This is a genomic window from Streptomyces sp. NPDC007917, assembly GCF_042959105.1.
In the GTDB taxonomy this organism is placed as follows: Bacteria; Actinomycetota; Actinomycetes; order Streptomycetales; family Streptomycetaceae; genus Streptomyces.
Map to the genome: position 1 here is coordinate 1 of NZ_JBIBKK010000022.1, position 17,555 is coordinate 17,555.

The window sequence follows — 17,555 nt, forward strand, 5'->3', positions numbered from 1 at the left end:
GATGTTGTCGAGCATCCAGTCGACCGTCGCGCTGACCTGTTCGTTGGTCAGGGCCGGGTTGCCGCCCTTGGCCGGCATCACGCCGGAGGTGCCGGTGAAGCCCTCGATGGCGTGCTTGTGCAGGGTGTCCTTGCCCTTGGGCAGGCGCGCCGCCCAGTGCGAGGCGTCCAGGGTCGGGGCGCCGCCGGCGCCGGACTTGTGGCAGCCCGCGCAGAGGCTGTCGAAGATCACCTTGCCGTCCTTGGTGCCGCCGTAGGCGACCTGCGAGGCGGCCTTGGCCGCCGCCGCGGCCACCGCCGCCTGCCATATGCCGTTGTCGAGATGCCGTTGATGCCGTTGATGCCGTTGATGTCGCTGCCTTCATGCCGCGGCCGGGCTCGCGCCGTCTCCCCGAGTCGGACGGCCGCGATCAGCGCTCGCCGGGGCTCAGCTCTCCGCCAGGATGTGGGAGAGTTCTGTGTCGAGGTCGAAATGACGGTGTTCGGTGCCGGGTGGCACCGCGGCGTCGGTTCGCTTCAGGAACGACTCCAGGGCCCGCGCCGGGGCTTCGAGTAGAGCCTCACCCTCCGGGGAGCTCAGGGCGATGCAGACGACTCCCTGCCCATGGCTGCGGGACGGCCACACGCGGACATCGCCGGTGCCTGTGGGCCGGTGCAGGCCCTCGGCGAGCAGGTCGCGGGCGAAGACCCATTCGACCGTCTCTTCGGCTCCGGTGTGGAAGGTGGCGTGCACGGCGTAGGGATCGGCCGTGTCGTACCGCAGGCCCGCGGGTACAGGCAGTGAGGACTCGCTCGACACAACGAGGCGCAGGTGCAGCTCGCAGCTGACCGTGGTGTTCATAAGCGCCAGGGCCTTTCGCTCAGTGTGCGCTCGGGGGTTCGCACGTCGGCGAAATCGACATGCCACCTACGGTGCCGTTGTAAACCCCTCTGCCCGTTTTGTGGTCCTTCTAGTAGCTCTAGCAGCGGAGTCTCCGAGCGGTCGGTACCGCCATTTCGGTGACTCTTTTCGATCAGGTAAGTTGGGTCACATGAACGCGGAGAGTGACGAGCGGCAGGAAGTCGCCGAATCGGCGGCCCCCCGGGCCGCGGCGGGGGAGAGCGGGTCCGAGGAGCCGGCCTTCGGCTCGCGGGCGCCGCAGTTCATCAAGAGGTCCCGGGCGCTCCATCTGAGCTGGCAGGTCGGGGTGTTCCTGGTCGGGCTCGCGGTGGTGGTCATCGGCATCATCATGCTGCCGCTGCCCGGCCCTGGGTGGTTGGTGATCTTCGCTGGTATGGCGATCTGGGCCACCGAGTTCGTCTGGGCGCAGTTGGTGCTGCGCTGGACCAAGCGGAAGGTCACGGAGGCGGCGCAGCGCGCCCTGGACCCCCGGGTGCGCAAGCGGAATCTCATTCTGACCACGATCGCCGTGGTGATCTGCGCCGCGGCCGTCGCGGTCTATGTGTGGAAGTTCGGGCTCGTCATGCCCTGGAAGATCAAGGAGTGACGGGCGCGGCCGGCTGGTCGCGAGCGGGGCGCGGCCAGCCGTGAGCGCGGCCGGTGCATGGCTCGGTGCGCTGGTCATGGGCACGGTACGGCATGCGCTAATGTTGGGCGTGCGCCAGGGCGATTAGCTCAGTGGGAGAGCGCTTCGTTCACACCGAAGAGGTCACTGGTTCGAACCCAGTATCGCCCACCCTGGAACCGAGGGCCCGGAGGCTGATGCCTCCGGGCCCTCGGTGTTGTCACGCGCAGTGACGGCCGGATCCAGACGCTTCGGTGAAGCGCTTCGACTGATCCTGTCCGAACCGTTGACGTCCGCCGACTACGTCCCTAACTTAGCCCAGCAAGCGCTTGCCTAAAACGTTTCAAGGACCGTTGTGTCAAGGCTCGTTGGGCAGTCGGACGACCTGCCCGGGAGGGGCGTGTCATGAGTGCTCGATGGGTGCGGGGGAGCAGAGGGCTGCGAGCGGCCGCGGTGGGTCTGCTCGGGCTGGGGCTGCTGGCCTCGGGATGCGGTGGGAACGGCGGAGGCTCGGGCGATGGCAAGGTGACCATCCGCTATGCCTGGTGGGGAGCGAAGGACCGCGCCGAGATGATCCAGAAGACGGTCGCGCTGTTCGAGAAGAAGTATCCGAACATCGAGGTGAAGACGGACTTCGCCGAGTACGCCGACTTCTGGAGCAAGTTCAATACCCAGGCCGCGGGCGGAAACCCGCCCGACGTCTTCCAGAATTCCGTCGCGTTCCTGCGCAAGTACGGTGAGAAGAACATCCTGCTCGACCTCAACCAGCAGGTGAAGGCCGGAAACCTCAGTATGAAGGACTTCCGGGCCGGCCTGGAGAAGGCCGGTGAGGTCGACGGCAAGCTCTACGGAGTGCCGGTCGGCGCCAACACCTTCGCCATGTTCTACAACCCCGCCGAGTTCAAGAAGGTCGGGGTGACCCCCAAGGACGGATGGACCTGGGACCAGTACTTCTCCGCCGTCGAGAAGATCAGCCAGAAGGACAAGGGATCCCTCTTCGGCGCCGGCGACAACGCCGGGGTGATGTACCTCTACGACCTGTATCTGCGCCAGGAGGGCAAGGCCTTCTTCACCGAGGACAAGAAGCTCGGGTTCACCGAGGACGACCTCAAGAAGTGGTGGGGCGACTGGTACGGGAAGAACAAGGACGGGGTGCTGGTCCCGGCCAAGAAGAGCGAGCAGGTCAAGCCCAAGGCCACCATCAGCGCCGACCTCGCCGCCGCCGAGTTCACCTGGGACAACTTCCTGGTCCGTTTCGGGGCCGAGACCAAGACCGAGCTCGACCTCGGCCCGATCCCGACCCTGGACGGGAAGAAGACGGGTCAGTACCTCTCCTCGCTGATGCTCAGCGGCTCCGCGCGCACCCAGCACCCCAAGGAAGTCGCGAAGTTCATCGACTTCATGACCCATGACCCCGAGGTCGGCAAGATCATGGGCTACAACCGCGGGGTGCTGCCCACCAACGCGCAGTACGACGCGTTCAAGCCCACCGGTGTGAACGCCAAGATCGCGCAGTACGAGGAGAGCGTCACCGACAAGCTGGAGCCGATCACTCCGCACCCGGCCGGCGCGGATGTCGCGGAGGCCGCGTTCCTGCGCATCTACGGCCAGGTTTCGCAGGGCAAGACCTCGGTGGACGACGCCGTCGACCAGTTCTTCAGCGAGGCGAAGACCGCGCTCGGCTCCTGAGGAGATCTTCCGTGACCCCCACCAAGACCTCCGCGGCTGACGACCTCGGCGGGAAGGGATCCGCCCGGCGGAAGGCCGAGGACCCGCACTCCGCTCCCCCCGCCGCCGCCCTCGCGCGGCGGCGGGGGCGCCGGGAGACGCTGGCCGGGTATCTCTTCCTGACGCCGTGGTGCATCGGGATCCTGCTGCTCACCCTCGGCCCGATGCTCGTCTCGCTCTATCTGGCGTTCACCGACTACAACCTCTTCGACTCTCCCAAGTGGGTGGGCCTGAAGAACTTCCGGGAGATGTTCCGGGACGACCGGTGGTGGACCTCGGTCGATGTGACGGTGAAGTACGTGCTCATCGGCACCCCGTTGAAGCTGCTGTTCGCGCTCGGCGTGGCGCTGCTGCTGGTCAAGCCGCGCAAGGGGCAGGGCTTCTACCGTTCGGCCTTCTACGCCCCGTCCCTGATCGGCGCCAGCGTCAGCATCGGCATCGTCTGGCGGTCGATCTTCCAGGACGATGCGATCGTCGACAAGTCGATGAGTCTCTTCGGCTGGGACGTGGGCGGCTGGATCGGCGACCCGGACTGGATGCTGCCCACGCTCATCACGCTGACCGTCTGGCAGTTCGGCGCCCCGATGGTGATCTTCCTGGCCGGGCTGAAGCAGGTGCCCCGCGAGCTGTACGAGGCCGCGGAGATGGACGGCGCGGGCCGCTGGCGCCGGTTCCGTTCCATCACCCTGCCGATGATCTCCCCGGTGCTCTTCTTCAATCTGCTGCTGGAGATCATCCACTCGTTCCAGGTCTTCACCTCGGCGGTGGTCATCGGCGGCACCGGGGGCTCCGGGGCGGGCGGTCCCGCCGACTCGCTGCTGGTCTACACCTGGTACCTGTACGAGCAGGGCTTCCGCCAGATGCGCATGGGCTACGCCTCCGCGATGGCGTGGATGCTGATGCTCGGCATCGGACTGGTGACGGTGGTGCTGTTCAAGACCCAGCGCGGCTGGGTGCACTACGAGGAGGATGCCCGGTGAGCATGGTGGCCCGGCGCAGGGTACGGTCCGTGGGCTGGCACGTGGGCGCGCTCGCGCTGCTGGCCGTGATCCTCTACCCCGTGGTGTGGGTGATCGGGGCCTCGTTCAAGCCCGGGGACAAGATCGTGGGCAGTCTGCAGCTGCTGCCCACCGACCCCATCACCGACAACTACCGGCGGCTGTCGGAGGGCATTGCCGACATCCCGATCACCAGCTTCTTCTACAACTCGCTGATCATCGCGGTGGGTTCGGTGGTCGGGGTGCTGTTCTCCTGCTCGCTGGCGGCCTACGCCTTCGCCAGGATCCGCTTCGCGGGGCGCAACCTGCTGTTCTCGGTCATGATCGCCACGCTGCTGCTGCCCTTCCAGGTGCTGATCATCCCGCAGTACGTGCTCTTCCAGAAACTGGACTGGATCAACACGTTCATACCGCTGCTCCTCGGCAAATACCTGGCCGTGGACGCCTTCTTCGTCTTCCTGCTGATGCAGTTCATGCGCAACCTCCCCAGGGAGCTGGACGAGGCGGCCCGCATCGACGGCTGCGGCCATCTGCGCATCTACTGGAACATCGTGCTGCCGCTGTGCCGCCCCGCCCTGATCACCAGCGCGATCTTCAGCTTCATCTGGTCCTGGAACGACTTCATCGGACCGCTGCTCTATCTGAACACCCAGGACAAGTACACGGTCTCGCTCGCCCTGAAGATGTTCATCGACCAGGACAGCGTCGCGGACTACGGCGGCATGGTCGCCATGTCGCTGGTGGCGCTGGCACCGGTGCTCCTGTTCTTCCTCGCCTTCCAGCGCTATCTGGTCGAGGGCGCGGCGACCTCCGGGCTGAAGGGCTGAGGGGCGGCGCCATGGACGTACGGGAGGCGAGCGCGCGGTCACGGACCGGGCGGCGGACGGCCGGGCGGGAGGGGCGGATGTTCCTCTTCTCGGTGTTCGCCGAGTCCCTGCTGACCGGGGTGTGGGTGGTGCTCGCCGCCCTGCCCGCGGTCACCCTGCTGCCCGCCTTCGCGGCCGGGTGCGCCCATCTGCGCCGCCACCTGGACGGCGAGCGGTCCACCGTGCGGGACTTCCTGTCCGGTCTGCGGGAGGCGACGCGCAGCGGCTGGCGGTTCTCCCTCCTGTGGTGGGCGGCCCTCGCGCTGCTCGCCTTCGATCTGCGCGTGGCCCGCTCCGGGGCCCTGCCCGGCGGGCCCGCGCTGATCGCCGTGAGCGTGGCGGGGACGCTCGCGGTGATCGTGCTCGGGCTGCGTACGGCCGCGCGATGGCGGCCCGGCCTCGGCTGGTCCGCCGTGGCCCAGGGCGCCGTACGCCGCGGCCTCGGCGCCGAGCTGGGCGGTTCGCTGCTGCTCGTCGGCGGGCTCGCGGTGGTCACCGTCGCGACCTGGCAACTGCTTCCGCTGGCCGCGCCCGCGGTCGGCGCGCTCGTGGCCTGCGCCGTCGCGGTGGAGTCGAAGGGGCGCGCCGCTGTCGAAAGGGAGAGCGCGCGCAGGCTGCGAGGCTGCAGTTGACATGCGGCTCCGCCGCGCGGGCAGCCGAGCACGGTCGACCGTCGACAGGGGGCACCCCCGGCCGAAGGCTGGGGGAGGCTGAAGCGCCCCGGAGACGAAAAAGTCGAGCGGCGCGGCGCGCCGGGGCCTGACGGTGGTCCGCCCGCGCCTGGCAGCAGGACCCCATTGAGCCATGCACGTCATGCACCGCACCTGACCACCGTTGAAAGGTTGCGCATGTCTCCCATCCCCCGACGCGATGTGCTCAAGGCGGCCGCCGTCGCCGGCGCCGCAACCCCCTTCTCCTGGCTGCTCGCGGACAACGCCCAGCAGGCCGCGGCCGCCGGCAAGGCCGACACGGCCGACAAGGCGGCGGACGATCCCGTGGACATCACCTGGCTGGAGGACGGCGGTCCGGGCGCGGCCGCGGGCAGCACCTTCGGGGTGCCCTGGCCCAAGGGCGCCCAGCCGGCGGACCGGACGTTCGCGCTGGCCACGGCCGACGGCAAGGACGTGCCCCTGCAGACCTGGGCCACCGCCTACTGGCCCGACGGCTCGCTCAAGTGGACCGCCCACGCGGCGGCGGAGGGGCTCGACGGCGCCACCGCGTACCGCCTGACGGCCGGCGAACCCGCCGCGCCCGCCGAGAGGGTCACCGTCTCCGAGAGCGGCGGCAAGATCACCGTGGACACCGGGGTGATCAAGGCCGTGATCGGCAAGGACGGCAGGAAGCTCGTACGGTCCGTCACCCGGGGCGGCACCGAGATCGCCCGCGACGGCCGGCTCGTCCTGCTCCGCCAGGGCGACATCGACGACGGCGACCACGGCAGCGCGGCCTGGGAGCGGTTCGACGGCGAGATCAGCGGCGCCAAGGTCGAGCAGAAGGGCCCCGTCCGCGCGGTCGTCCGCATCGACGGCAAACACCGCAAGGGCAGCCGCGGCTGGCTCCCCTTCAGCGTCCGGCTCTACTTCTACGCGGGCGCCGACTCCTTCCGCATGGTCCACACCATCACCTTCGACGGGGACCAGGCCGCCGGTCAGGCGTCAGGGGACTTCATCCGCGGCCTGGGCGTGCGCTTCTCCGTGCCGATGCGCGACGAGGCGTACGACCGGCACATCCGGATCGCGGGCGAGGGCAAGGGGTTGGTGACCGAGGCGGTCAAGGGCGTCACCGGGCTGCGCCGCGACCCGGGCGCGGCCGTCCGCAAGGCCCAGTTCAAGGGCGAGAAGCTGCCCGACCCCGCCACCTGGGACCAGCGGGTGACCACCCGGCTGCACCTCATCCCCACCTGGGGCGACTACACCCTCTCCCAGCTGTCCGCCGACGGATTCACGCTGCGCAAGCGCACCAAGCCGGGCCACGGCTGGATTCCCGCGGGGGGCGGGCGCCGGGCGAGCGGCTTCGGCTATGTGGGCGGCGTCAGCGGCGGACTGTCCTTCGGACTGCGCGACTTCTGGGAGAAGTTCCCCGCCCAGCTCGACATCCGGGGCGCCGCGGGTGACGAGGCCGAGGTCACGCTGTGGCTGTGGTCGCCCGAGGCCCAGCCGATGGATCTGCGCTTCTACCACGACGGCATGGGCCAGGACACCTACGCCGAACAGCTCGAAGGCCTCAACATCACCTACGAGGACTACGAGCCGGAGTTCGGCACCCCGTACGGCATCGCGCGCACCAGCGAGCTGATGTTCTGGGCCAACGGAGCCACGCCGAGCGCGAAGACGCTGGTCGCCCAGGCCGCCGCCGTCCGCACCCCGCCGCAACTGGCCGCGGCCCCCGCCCATCTGGCCCGCGCCAAGGTCTTCGGCGGCCTGTTCGCGCCCGTGGACCGCTCGACCGCCGCCAAGGCGAAGATCGAGGACCATCTGGACTTCCTCTTCACCTACCACAAGGGCCAGGTCGAGCAGCGCCGCTGGTACGGCTTCTGGGACTACGGCGACATCATGCACACCTACGACGAGGACCGGCACCAGTGGCGGTACGACGTCGGGGGATACGCCTGGGACAACTCCGAGCTGTCACCCGATCTGTGGCTCTGGTACGCCTATCTGCGCTCCGGCCGTGCCGACATCTTCCGCTTCGCGGAAGCCATGACCCGCCACACGGGCGAAGTGGACGCCTATCACCTCGGGAAATGGGCCGGCCTGGGCACCCGGCACGGCGTACAGCACTTCGCGGACAGCGCCAAGCAGCAGCGCATCTCCACCGCCGTCTACCGGCGCCCCTACTACTACCTCACCGCCGACGAGCGCGTCGGCGACATCATGAGCGCCCTCGTCGACTCCGACGAGACCTTCCTCGTCCTCGACCCGCTGCGCAAGGTCCGCACCGACCCCGACTACGAGCCGGACCCGCACGCCCTGTCCATCGGCTTCGGCACCGACTGGAGCGGGCTCGCCGGGGCGTGGCTCACCGAATGGGAGCGGCGCGGCCCCAAGGCCGACAAGGCCGAGGCCAGGCTGCGCGGCACGATGGAGACCATCGCGGCCCAGCCCAACGGCTTCGTCCAGGGCTCCGGACTCTATGACCTGTCCACCGGCAAGTACGCCGTCGAGACCGAGGCGAAGGTCAGCGTCTCCCACCTGTCCGCGGTCTTCGGCCTCGTCGAGATGTGCGCCGAGCTGATCGACCTGATCGACCTGCCCGCGTTCAAGGAGGCGTGGCTGGACTACTGCCGCTACTTCAACGCCACCAAGGCCGAGCAGAAGGCCCGCTACGGCACGGACTTCGGCTCGCTGCTGCTCTTCCAGGGCCACTCGCGGCTCGACGCCTACGCGGGGGCGCAGCTGAAGGACGAGGCGCTGATCAAGCGCGCATGGCAGAAGTTCTCCGAGGGCGACGGCTATCCCGACGCCACGACCGACTGGAGGACGGTCGAGCTGGAGGGGCCCGATGTGCTGCAGCCCGGGGTCGAGGCCGCCTGGGTGTCCACCAACTCCACCGCCCAGTACGGGCTGGCCGCGATCCAGAACCTCGCGCTGATCGGGGACAGGCTGCCGGGCTGAGCCGGACGGGAGCGGCCCGGCGGGCCGATGGGCAGATGGGCCGCTCCCGGGCCGGGTCCGCCGCAGACTGGAGGAATGGACTGGTGCCGTTACCGCTTCCACAGCCGCTGGGACCTCGACGCCCCGCCCGCCGCCGTCTACCGGCTGCTCGCCGCGGGCGACGACTACCCCCGGTGGTGGCCGCAGGTCCGCGAGGCGGCCAGGACCGGCGAGCGGACCGGTACCGCCCGCTTCCGCTCCGTGGTCCCGTACGACCTGGTCGTCACGGTCGGCGAGGCGCGCCGGGACCCTGCGGCCGGGGTGCTGGAGCTGGTGCTCTCCGGGGATCTGGAGGGGTGGGTGCGCTGGACCGTGACGGCGCGCGGCACCGGCGCACGCGCCCTCTTCGAGCAGGAGGTGGTGGCCCGCAAGCCGCTCCTGCGCCTCTTCGCGCTCCCCGGCCGCCCCCTCTTCCGCCTCAACCACGCGCTGATGATGCGGGGCGGGCGGCGAGGGCTGCGGGCCTACCTGGCCGCGGGGCCGCCCGGTGCGCATTCGGTTTGAACGGAACCCACCGCGACCTGTATTGTTCAGGTCGTTCCACCGGGGAGGACCCCAGCGGGACACCCGGGGCGATTAGCTCAGTGGGAGAGCGCTTCGTTCACACCGAAGAGGTCACTGGTTCGAACCCAGTATCGCCCACCCCACGAGGCCGGGCCGCCAGCAGGCGGCCCGGCCTCGACGCGTGCCGGGCGGCCGGGCCCGGATCGAAGACCCCATGCTTGCCGCACCCGAGGGCGGGTACCCGAAAGCCTCGCTGATCGCCTGAACGGGAGGGGAACCCATGGCCGTCGTGGAAGCAGCCGTCCTGGCTCTGGACTGTGCCGAGCCCGTGGAACTCGCCGAGTTCTACGCGACCGTGCTCGGCGCGGAGATCCGTACGGTGACCAACGCCGACCGGGTCGAGGTCGTCGCGGAGAGCGGGGCGCGGATGGTCTTCTGCCGCGACCACGGCTACGCGCCGCCTACCTGGCCGCGCCCGGACGACTCCCAGCAGGCACACCTCGAACTGTTCGTGGCCCAGGGCGACATGGACGCCGCCGAGCGGCAGGTGATCGACCTGGGGGCGCGGCCGCTGGACACCAAGGACAACGGCGGCCCGCACGACGTCCGCCTCTACTCCGACCCGGCGGGCCACCCCTTCTCGCTCCGCTGTTCCTGACGGTGTGGGGCGTGACGGCGCCGCTCGCCACGGCGCTCGCCGCGGCGCGAGCGGGGTCACCGCGACCGCTCGATGGCGTCCTCGTTCGCCTCGACGTTCGGGGTGATCGGGTCGCCACCCTTGCCACCGGCCGACTGCTCCCCGCCGTCGTCCCCGGTCGCCGTCTGCGCCTCCTCGGCCTCTTCTGTCAGCTCCTCGGCCGCCGTTTCGGCCTGGTGGTGATGCTCACCCATGCTGCCTCCTCCTTCCGCGCCGGCGGGGGCCGGACCTGACCCCGGGGAGGTGCCGACGCCGCGGGCGGGTATCCCGGCGGCCGGCGGCCAAACACCGGGCCGCGGCAGGCGCGACGGACGGCGCCTCGCGGCCGCTCCTACGCCGCGGCGGGCAGCTCCGGGCGCAGCGGCCAGGCCGGGTCGCAGACCTCCTGCGAGCCGTTGAGCGCGAACCACGCCTGCAGACCGCGGGCCTGCGCCGCGTACCACACCGTCTGCCGGTCGTGCAGCTCCGCGGGCGTCATCGTGCCCAGCCGGGAGGTGAAGCGGCGGCCCACCGCCCGCACCACTTCCAGGGCGGCCGTGGCGTCCGCCGCCGCGTCATGCGCGCCCGTCAACTCCACGCCGTAATGGGCACACAGATCGGTGAGCGTGCGGCGGCCCTTGCGATACCGGTCGAGGTGTTTGTCCAGCACCCGGGGGTCCAGGACGGCCAGCGAGCGCAGGGAGACATACGTGGCCAGGCTCGCATTGCGGTGACGCTTCAACTCCCGGTCCAGCAGGGTCAGATCGAACGGCGCGTTCATCACCACCACCGGAGTGCCCCGCGAGGCCTGCTCGGCCAGCGCCCGCGCCACCTCGTCCACCACCGGGGCCGGCCACCTGCCGTGCCGCTGCAGATGCGCGTCGGTCAACCCGTGTATCGCGCTCGCCGCCTCCGGCACCGGTATCCCCGGGCTCACCAGCCAGCGCCTGACCTCCGGCAGACTCCCGGCGCCGCGCTGCACCACCAGCGCGGCCGAGACGATCCGGTCCTGCTCCACGTCGATTCCCGTGGTCTCCGTGTCGAATGCGGCGAGAGGCCCCTCGAACCAGGACGGCATGGCCTCAACTCCTCGTGCTCGCTCACCAAATGGCTTCTACGACCCCGCCCCACCTGGTGATACCCGTCGAGAGTGGACCGAACCGCCGCCGTTTGCCGAGGACCTGACGCGGAGACAACACATGTGTACCAACCCGGCAATACCGGAAGGCGCTCGACGACATGGCGCTCGCGCAGCCCGACCCGGCCACGCCGGCGAGCGGTCTGCTGTCCGGGCGGATCGCACCGCCGCGAGGCTCCCTCGCCACCACCGCCTGCATGGAGACCCTGCAGGTCGGCTATCTGCACGCGGTCGCGGCGGCCGCCGGCTGCTCCTTGGCGCAGCCCTTCCCCGACCACGGCATCGACTGGCACGTCAGCCACAGCGCGCGCGGGCACACCGTCGACGACGAAGTGACGATCAAGGTGCAGCTCAAGGCCACGTACCAGATCGCCCCCCGCCCGCCCGGGCCGACCTTCTCCTTCACCCTCGACAACGACCACCTGATCAAGCTGGCCCGCAGCCCGGTCTCGGTCCACAAGATCCTCGTCGTGATGATCGTGCCGCGCGCCCGGGACGACTGGGTGCGCGCCGGCCACGACCGCCTGGCGCTGCGCCACTGCTGCTACTGGACCAACCTGGCCGGCCACCCCGTCACGGGCAGCCGCCGGACCACCGTGCGGATTCCGACCTCGCGGGTCTTCGACGACCGCGCGCTCTGCGAGATCATGACCCGGGTCGGGGCGGGAGGGAGACCCTGATGGACCGGTACCGCCCGACCGAGGAGCCCGCGCCCGCCGTGCCCGCTCCGTCGCCGGACGAGGTGGACCCGGCCGTGCTCGGCGCCCTGCTGGCCCGGCACGGCTGGCGGCGGCGCGGGGGAGCGGTGGGGCGGTACGCGCGCTGGACGCCGCCCGGCGACCTGACCGGCGGCACCAGCCTGCTGGTGCCCGAGAGCCGGGAGTTCCCCGACAGCGGCGATCTCCTCGGCGAGGCGGTGACCGCGCTGGCCCGCAGCGCCGCGCCGTCCGCCCGCGAGGTGCTGATCGGACTGGCGGTGCCCAGCGACGAGATCCGCTGGCGGCGCGAGGTGCCCGAGCCCCGCACCGGCGCCCCCGACTGGACCGCGCAGGAGCGGCTGCGCGCCGCCGCCCGCGCCACCCTGCTGGCCGGTGCGCTCGCCGCCCGGGGGCGGGCGGGCTACTACGGGGAGCGGCACCGCCGTGAGGCCGAGGCGTGGCTGGAGCACGTCCTGATCGGGCCGGCCGGCCCCGGCGGGCGCGAGCTGACCGTCTTCGTGCCGGTGGAGCACGGGCGGGCCGTCACCGGGACGCTGCTGCGCGCGCTGTACGCGCTCCGTGACGCGGTGGACTACCAGCGGGCCACCGGCGGAATGGAGGCCTTCGACGCCGCCGTGGAGGCGGGTGTGAGCCGTGAGCTGACCGAGGCCGTCGTCGCCCTCGTCGAGGGGACGGAGGGGGCCCGGGTGGCGCTGGAGTGGTCGCCCGGGGCCGGCCCGCCGCACGGCTCGGCGGTCCGGCCGGAGCCGGTGGAGTTCAGCCCCGGCGATCTGCCGGCCCTGCGGGAGGCCGGCGCCCGCTACGAGCAGGCCGAGCCGTCGGTGCCGGTGCGGGTCACCGGCGCGGTGGTGCGGCTGCGCCGCACCGGACCGGGCGGCCCCGGGTCGGTCCGGCTGCGGGTGCTCGCCGGCGCCGAGGTCGCGCAGGTGCGGGTCGCGCTGGAGGAGGACGACTACCGGATCGCCGGACACGCGCATCTGGTGGGGCTGCCCATCCGGGTGAGCGGCAGGCTGGAGAGCCGGGGTGGGTTCCGGCGGATCACCGGCGCCAGGGACGTCACCCCGGTGCAGGTCGACGAGGCCGAGCGGGACCGGCTGCTGAAGTCGCTGCACGAGAACCTGGGCGTCGCGGCCTTCTTCGAGGAGGCCTGCGGCGGGCCCGAGGAGGAGCACGGCGACGGCTGCCCCGAGCCCTGACCGCGAGCCGGGGTGGCGATCGCTGCCCGTAACCGTTTCGCGGTCCGGCCCTCCGGCTCGGTACGATTCACGCTGCGCAGCAATCGCTGCCCCGAGTGATCCATCAGTCAGGAGAGACCGGTGTCAGACGTCCGTGTGAGCATCCAACGCGATTCCGAGCGGGAAGAGCGCGTGGTGACCACGGGCACTACGGCGGCGGACCTGTTCGACGGCGACCGCTCGATCGTGGCCGCGCGCGTCGCCGGGCAGCTGAAGGACCTGGCGTACGAGCTGGCCGAGGGCGACGAGGTCGAGCCGGTCGGGATCACCAGCCAGGACGGTCTGGACATCCTGCGCCACTCCACCGCGCATGTCATGGCGCAGGCGGTGCAGGAGCTCTTCCCGGAGGCCAAGCTCGGCATCGGCCCGCCGATCAAGGACGGCTTCTACTACGACTTCGACGTCGAGACCCCGTTCCACCCGGACGATCTCAAGCGCATCGAGAAGAAGATGCAGGAGATCATCAAGCGGGGCCAGCGGTTCTCCCGCCGTCCCGTCACCGACGAGGCCGCCCGCGAGGAGCTGGCGGCCGAGCCGTACAAGCTGGAGCTGATCGGGCTCAAGGGGTCGGCCGCGGATGCCGCCGAGGGCGCGTCCGCCGAGGTCGGCGCCGGTGAGCTGACCATCTACGACAACCTCGACGCGAAGAGCGGCGAGCTGTGCTGGAAGGACCTGTGCCGGGGGCCGCACCTGCCGACCACCCGGAACATCCCGGCGTTCAAGCTGATGCGCAGCGCCGCCGCGTACTGGCGGGGCAGCGAGAAGAACCCGCAGCTGCAGCGGATCTACGGCACCGCCTGGCCGACCAAGGACGAGCTCAAGGCGTATCTGGACTTCCTGGTGGAGGCCGAGAAGCGCGACCACCGCAAGCTGGGCTCCGAACTGGACCTGTTCTCCTTCCCCGACGAGCTGGGCTCGGGCCTGGCGGTGTTCCACCCCAAGGGCGGGATCATCCGCCGGGAGATGGAGGCGTACTCGCGCAAGCGGCACGAAGAGGCCGGCTACGAGTTCGTCAACACCCCGCACATCACCAAGGCCAAGCTGTTCGAGACCTCGGGGCACCTGCCGCACTACATGGAGGGCATGTTCCCCCCCATGGAGTTCGAGGGGCAGGACTACTACCTCAAGGCCATGAACTGCCCGATGCACAACCTGATCTTCAGGGCGCGCGGGCGGTCCTACCGAGAGCTGCCGCTGCGGCTGTTCGAGTTCGGCACGGTCTACCGCTACGAGAAGTCGGGCGTCGTCCACGGCCTCACCCGGGCCCGCGGCTTCACCCAGGACGACTCGCACATCTACTGCACCAGGGAGCAGGCGCCCGACGAGCTGGACTCCCTGCTCACCTTCGTGCTCGACCTGCTCCGCGACTACGGTCTGAGCGACTTCTACCTGGAGCTGTCCACCCGGGACGACAGCGACAAGTTCATCGGGTCGGACGAGCAGTGGGCCGAGGCCACCGACCTGCTGCGGCAGGCTGCCGAGAAGCAGGGCCTGGAGCTGGTCATGGACCCGGGCGGCGCGGCCTACTACGGGCCCAAGATCTCGGTCCAGGCGAAGGACGCCATCGGCCGGACCTGGCAGATGTCGACCATCCAGGTCGACTTCAACCAGCCCGCCCGGTTCGAGCTGGAGTACACGGCGGCGGACGGCTCGCGGCAGCAGCCGATCATGCTCCACCGGGCCCTGTTCGGATCCATCGAGCGCTTCTTCGCGGTGCTGCTCGAGCACTACGCGGGCGCCTTCCCGGTCTGGCTCGCCCCGGTCCAGGCGGTGGGCATCCCGATCGGCGACAGCCATGTGCCGTACCTGGAGGAGTTCGCGGCCCAGGCCAAGGCGAAGGGGCTGCGGGTCGAGGTCGACTCGTCCTCGGACCGGATGCAGAAGAAGATCAGGAACGCGCAGAAGGCCAAGGTGCCGTTCATGATCATCGCTGGTGACGACGACATGGCGGCCGGGGCGGTCAGCTTCCGCTACCGGGACGGCTCGCAGAAGAACGGCATTCCGCGTGACCAGGCGATCGCGGAGATCCTTGACGCGGTGGAGCGCCGGGTCCAGGTGTGAGGCGGCCCCCGCTGACGCGGGGGTGTGCAGTCGAGGGGCGGCCCCGGGCGGGGTCGCCCCTCTCCGCATCCTCACCGCCCGTGGACGAATATGCTGGCCCGCATGACGAGTGAGCCGGAGCAGCAGATCGGAGTGGGAACGCCCGACGCGTTCCAGCGCCTGTGGACACCCCACCGGATGGCGTACATCCAAGGCGAGAACAAGCCCACCGGGCCGGGCGCCGGGGACGGCTGCCCCTTCTGCTCCATTCCGGAGAAGTCCGATGAGGACGGACTGATCCTCGCTCGGGGCCGGCATGTCTACGCCGTGCTGAACCTGTACCCGTACAACGGCGGACACCTCATGGTCGTCCCCTTCCGGCATGTCGCGGACTACACCGAGCTGGACGCCGACGAGACCGTCGAGCTCGCGGAGTTCACCAAGGCCGCCATGGTCGCGCTGCGTACCGCCTCGGGCGCGCACGGTTTCAACATCGGCATGAACCAAGGGGCAGTCGCGGGCGCCGGAATCGCCGCCCATCTCCACCAGCATGTCGTGCCGCGCTGGGGCGGGGACACCAACTTCATGCCCGTGGTCGGCCACACCAAGGTGCTGCCCCAACTGCTGGCCGACACCCGCCGGATGCTCGCCGACGCCTGGCCCGGGGCGTGATCTCCGGGTCTGCCACGGCGGCGGCCCCGGGCCCCGGCAGCGCTGCCGGGACCCGGGGCCGTCACCGCTCACGCGGCGTACAGGCTTACGCGTCGTAGAGGTCGGCCTTCTTCGGGGCCGGGTCCTGGACCTGGCCGCTGAGGGCCAGGGAACGGCTGCCGAAGCGCTCGGTGTCCACGCCGTGGTGCTTGAGCACGCCGATCGCCGCTTCGTGGACCACCCGCAGCACGGGGGTGGCGGCGCGCAGCGCGTCATCCGCCATGAAGCGGTGCCGCCAGGGCTTGTCGGCCCAGGCGTGGCGCAGGCCGAACGGCTCGGGCAGGACCAGCTTGCCGCCCAGGTAGTCCAGCAGCGGCGGATACCAGGTGAAGGGGGCGCGGACGGCCTGCCGCACCACCTCCTTCGCGTCCACCAGCGGCAGCGGGACGGACTTGGTCTCCCAGAACCTGAAGGTCTTGCTGACCGTCTTGGAGGGCGCGGACGGCTTGGTGGTGAACAGGGGGTTCACCGGGCCCAGCGCATGGCCGGTGACCTCGATTCGCATGGTCTTGTGCAGCAGGGTCACCGTGATCAGCAGGGTGATCACCAACTGGCCGTCCCAGAGGACGAACTGCACGCCCAGATAGTGCCGGTCATTGGCGCCGAACTGCTGCTCGTCGCAGATCCGCTGGAGTTCGACGCCCTTTATCTGGAAGCCCTCCTCCTCGGAGGTGCCGCCGCGCTCCACCGCCCCGGCCTTCTCGCCGATCGCCGAGACCACCCAGTGGCGCACGGAGGGGGTGGGGAAGCCACCGGTGTGCAGCGGGGTGCGCTCCAGTAGCCGCAACTGGTCGTGGATCGCGCGTATCACGTCCCAGCTGCGGAACGGGTCGATCTCCTTGTCCGGATCGGCCGACACCAGCTCCTCGGCGAGCTGCCAGCTGCCCCAGCGCGTGCCCATGCCGAGTATCCCCTTGGGCCCTGCGTAGAAGACGACGTTGCTGTGCTGCTCGGCGGTGAGCTTGTGCAGTGCCTTGCGCAGCTCCTCGGCCGAGGTCTGGCCGGGGTGGTTCGGCACGGTCTCCGGCACCTTGGCGCCGATCGCGCCGCCCGACAGCAGGCCGTCCCAGGCCTCCCGCAGGTTCTTCGCCGTGCGCTCGCTGATCTGCTTGGCCACGTACCACCCGATGACGGGGGCGACGACCACGCCGCGCAGATACAGGCCCCAGAATCCGTCGAAGGGCAGCTTGATCAGGAAGATCAGGACGACCACGGCCAGCGCGGCCAGGAAGACGGTGCCCAGCGCCCCCATCCGCTTGTCCTTGGACCCGGCGATGGTGCGCCGCAGCTGGAAGGCGCCGAGCCACAGCAGCACCCCGGGGAGGAAGAGCAGCCCGAAGATCACCATGACGGCGGTGAGCCGGGCGTCCCGGGTCTTGCGGATGCGGTTGGCCGCCAGGCAGTGCTCGACCACCGTCTGCGGCTCCATGCCGAAGGACTGGATCACCTGCTTGCGGCCGCTGCCGAGCATCCGCAGCTGCACGGCGCGCGAGAACGCCTCGCCCAGGTTGGGCTCGAACAGAGAGATCTTCGGTGGCTTGACCTCGGAGACCGTCCACTCCGAGTTGGCCTCGAGAAGCTTGGCCACCTCGCTGTCGCGGTAGGCGGCCGAGGCGAGCGCCTGCGTCGCCGCGGTCTGGCCTGCCGCACCGGAGAGCGGAACCTGCGCCCCCGGGCTGAAGTCGAATACGTCCGCCGTCACCAACGCCCCCAATACCGCATGCTGCTTGAGCTGCGACCTCAGCGTATCGGGGGTGTGCGGTCCCTGTCGCCAGTGCGTCGC

General features: G+C 70.3%; 17 protein-coding genes and 2 tRNA genes. 14 read left to right on the forward strand and 5 right to left on the reverse strand.

The window, feature by feature from the left end; all coding sequences use genetic code 11:
• Both ACFZDL_RS33420 and ACFZDL_RS33425 read right to left on the reverse strand, forming a co-directional pair.
• A partial coding sequence (locus ACFZDL_RS33420; protein WP_391193227.1) for a c-type cytochrome occupies positions 1-294 on the reverse strand: 294 nt, incomplete at its 3' end.
• Positions 295-426: 132 nt separating this feature from the next.
• Positions 427-840, reverse strand: coding sequence for an SsgA family sporulation/cell division regulator (locus tag ACFZDL_RS33425; protein ID WP_003959770.1), 414 nt, complete (start codon positions 838-840; stop codon positions 427-429).
• Positions 841-1,030: 190 nt separating this feature from the next.
• Between ACFZDL_RS33425 and ACFZDL_RS33430 the strand changes: the two genes are divergently transcribed.
• The 10 genes from ACFZDL_RS33430 to ACFZDL_RS33475 all read left to right on the forward strand — a co-directional run bounded on the left by ACFZDL_RS33430 (position 1,031) and on the right by ACFZDL_RS33475 (position 9,911).
• Positions 1,031-1,486, forward strand: coding sequence for a TIGR02611 family protein (locus tag ACFZDL_RS33430; RefSeq protein ID WP_353591545.1), 456 nt, complete (start codon positions 1,031-1,033; stop codon positions 1,484-1,486).
• Between the two features lie 117 nt (positions 1,487-1,603).
• A tRNA-Val gene (locus tag ACFZDL_RS33435) sits at positions 1,604-1,675 on the forward strand.
• Positions 1,676-1,909: 234 nt separating this feature from the next.
• Positions 1,910-3,193, forward strand: coding sequence for a sugar ABC transporter substrate-binding protein (locus tag ACFZDL_RS33440; RefSeq protein WP_353591544.1), 1,284 nt, complete (start codon positions 1,910-1,912; stop codon positions 3,191-3,193).
• A gap of 11 nt (positions 3,194-3,204) precedes the next feature.
• Positions 3,205-4,212 carry a sugar ABC transporter permease gene (locus ACFZDL_RS33445; RefSeq protein WP_353591543.1) on the forward strand — a complete coding sequence of 336 codons (1,008 nt, stop codon included), beginning with the start codon at positions 3,205-3,207 and terminating at the stop codon, positions 4,210-4,212.
• A gap of 2 nt (positions 4,213-4,214) precedes the next feature.
• Positions 4,215-5,057, forward strand: coding sequence for a carbohydrate ABC transporter permease (locus ACFZDL_RS33450; protein WP_353591670.1), 843 nt, complete (start codon positions 4,215-4,217; stop codon positions 5,055-5,057).
• A gap of 11 nt (positions 5,058-5,068) precedes the next feature.
• Positions 5,069-5,728 carry a hypothetical protein gene (locus ACFZDL_RS33455; protein WP_353591542.1) on the forward strand — a complete coding sequence of 220 codons (660 nt, stop codon included), beginning with the start codon at positions 5,069-5,071 and terminating at the stop codon, positions 5,726-5,728.
• A 216-nt stretch (positions 5,729-5,944) separates the two neighbouring features.
• Positions 5,945-8,710, forward strand: a complete 2,766-nt coding sequence (locus tag ACFZDL_RS33460) for a Tat pathway signal sequence domain protein (protein WP_353591541.1) — start codon at positions 5,945-5,947, stop codon at positions 8,708-8,710.
• Positions 8,711-8,785: 75 nt separating this feature from the next.
• The gene (locus tag ACFZDL_RS33465) at positions 8,786-9,253 is read left to right on the forward strand and encodes an SRPBCC family protein (protein WP_353591540.1); all 468 of its coding nucleotides are present in this window, start codon (positions 8,786-8,788) and stop codon (positions 9,251-9,253) included.
• A 66-nt stretch (positions 9,254-9,319) separates the two neighbouring features.
• A tRNA-Val gene (locus ACFZDL_RS33470) sits at positions 9,320-9,391 on the forward strand.
• Positions 9,392-9,533: 142 nt separating this feature from the next.
• The gene (locus tag ACFZDL_RS33475; RefSeq protein WP_353591539.1) at positions 9,534-9,911 is read left to right on the forward strand and encodes a VOC family protein; all 378 of its coding nucleotides are present in this window, start codon (positions 9,534-9,536) and stop codon (positions 9,909-9,911) included.
• A 56-nt stretch (positions 9,912-9,967) separates the two neighbouring features.
• Here ACFZDL_RS33475 and ACFZDL_RS33480 read toward each other — a convergent pair whose 3' ends face one another.
• Positions 9,968-10,144, reverse strand: coding sequence for a hypothetical protein (locus tag ACFZDL_RS33480; protein ID WP_353591538.1), 177 nt, complete (start codon positions 10,142-10,144; stop codon positions 9,968-9,970).
• Between the two features lie 137 nt (positions 10,145-10,281).
• Positions 10,282-11,007: a 3'-5' exonuclease gene (locus ACFZDL_RS33485; RefSeq protein ID WP_353591537.1), complete on the reverse strand. Its 726-nt coding sequence runs from the start codon at positions 11,005-11,007 to the stop codon at positions 10,282-10,284.
• Between the two features lie 161 nt (positions 11,008-11,168).
• Between ACFZDL_RS33485 and ACFZDL_RS33490 the strand changes: the two genes are divergently transcribed.
• From ACFZDL_RS33490 to ACFZDL_RS33505, 4 genes are all read left to right on the forward strand, one after another.
• Positions 11,169-11,747: a DUF4365 domain-containing protein gene (locus ACFZDL_RS33490; RefSeq protein WP_353591536.1), complete on the forward strand. Its 579-nt coding sequence runs from the start codon at positions 11,169-11,171 to the stop codon at positions 11,745-11,747.
• Entirely contained in the window at positions 11,747-12,982 is a 1,236-nt protein-coding gene (locus ACFZDL_RS33495; protein ID WP_353591535.1) for a hypothetical protein, read from the forward strand. Before ACFZDL_RS33490 ends, ACFZDL_RS33495 begins: the two co-directional genes overlap by 1 nt.
• A gap of 120 nt (positions 12,983-13,102) precedes the next feature.
• Positions 13,103-15,082, forward strand: coding sequence for a threonine--tRNA ligase (thrS, locus tag ACFZDL_RS33500; protein WP_353591534.1), 1,980 nt, complete (start codon positions 13,103-13,105; stop codon positions 15,080-15,082).
• 90 nt (positions 15,083-15,172) lie between these two features.
• Positions 15,173-15,733: an HIT domain-containing protein gene (locus ACFZDL_RS33505; protein WP_353591533.1), complete on the forward strand. Its 561-nt coding sequence runs from the start codon at positions 15,173-15,175 to the stop codon at positions 15,731-15,733.
• An 85-nt stretch (positions 15,734-15,818) separates the two neighbouring features.
• Here the strand turns inward: ACFZDL_RS33505 and ACFZDL_RS33510 are convergent, their stop codons facing one another.
• The gene (locus ACFZDL_RS33510; RefSeq protein ID WP_353591532.1) at positions 15,819-17,474 is read right to left on the reverse strand and encodes a hypothetical protein; all 1,656 of its coding nucleotides are present in this window, start codon (positions 17,472-17,474) and stop codon (positions 15,819-15,821) included.
• Positions 17,475-17,555 lie beyond the last annotated feature (81 nt).

What these genes read in the sequence shown, in the direction of transcription:
- ACFZDL_RS33425 (WP_003959770.1), bottom strand. Translation starts at nt 840, where the DNA reads ATGAACACCACGGTCAGCTGCGAGCTGCACCTGCGCCTCGTTGTGTCG.
- ACFZDL_RS33430 (WP_353591545.1), top strand. Translation starts at nt 1,031, where the DNA reads ATGAACGCGGAGAGTGACGAGCGGCAGGAAGTCGCCGAATCGGCGGCC.
- ACFZDL_RS33440 (WP_353591544.1), top strand. Translation starts at nt 1,910, where the DNA reads ATGAGTGCTCGATGGGTGCGGGGGAGCAGAGGGCTGCGAGCGGCCGCG.
- ACFZDL_RS33450 (WP_353591670.1), top strand. Translation starts at nt 4,215, where the DNA reads ATGGTGGCCCGGCGCAGGGTACGGTCCGTGGGCTGGCACGTGGGCGCG.
- ACFZDL_RS33455 (WP_353591542.1), top strand. Translation starts at nt 5,069, where the DNA reads ATGGACGTACGGGAGGCGAGCGCGCGGTCACGGACCGGGCGGCGGACG.
- ACFZDL_RS33460 (WP_353591541.1), top strand. Translation starts at nt 5,945, where the DNA reads ATGTCTCCCATCCCCCGACGCGATGTGCTCAAGGCGGCCGCCGTCGCC.
- ACFZDL_RS33465 (WP_353591540.1), top strand. Translation starts at nt 8,786, where the DNA reads ATGGACTGGTGCCGTTACCGCTTCCACAGCCGCTGGGACCTCGACGCC.
- ACFZDL_RS33475 (WP_353591539.1), top strand. Translation starts at nt 9,534, where the DNA reads ATGGCCGTCGTGGAAGCAGCCGTCCTGGCTCTGGACTGTGCCGAGCCC.
- ACFZDL_RS33480 (WP_353591538.1), bottom strand. Translation starts at nt 10,144, where the DNA reads ATGGGTGAGCATCACCACCAGGCCGAAACGGCGGCCGAGGAGCTGACA.
- ACFZDL_RS33485 (WP_353591537.1), bottom strand. Translation starts at nt 11,007, where the DNA reads ATGCCGTCCTGGTTCGAGGGGCCTCTCGCCGCATTCGACACGGAGACC.
- ACFZDL_RS33490 (WP_353591536.1), top strand. Translation starts at nt 11,169, where the DNA reads ATGGCGCTCGCGCAGCCCGACCCGGCCACGCCGGCGAGCGGTCTGCTG.
- ACFZDL_RS33495 (WP_353591535.1), top strand. Translation starts at nt 11,747, where the DNA reads ATGGACCGGTACCGCCCGACCGAGGAGCCCGCGCCCGCCGTGCCCGCT.
- ACFZDL_RS33505 (WP_353591533.1), top strand. Translation starts at nt 15,173, where the DNA reads ATGCTGGCCCGCATGACGAGTGAGCCGGAGCAGCAGATCGGAGTGGGA.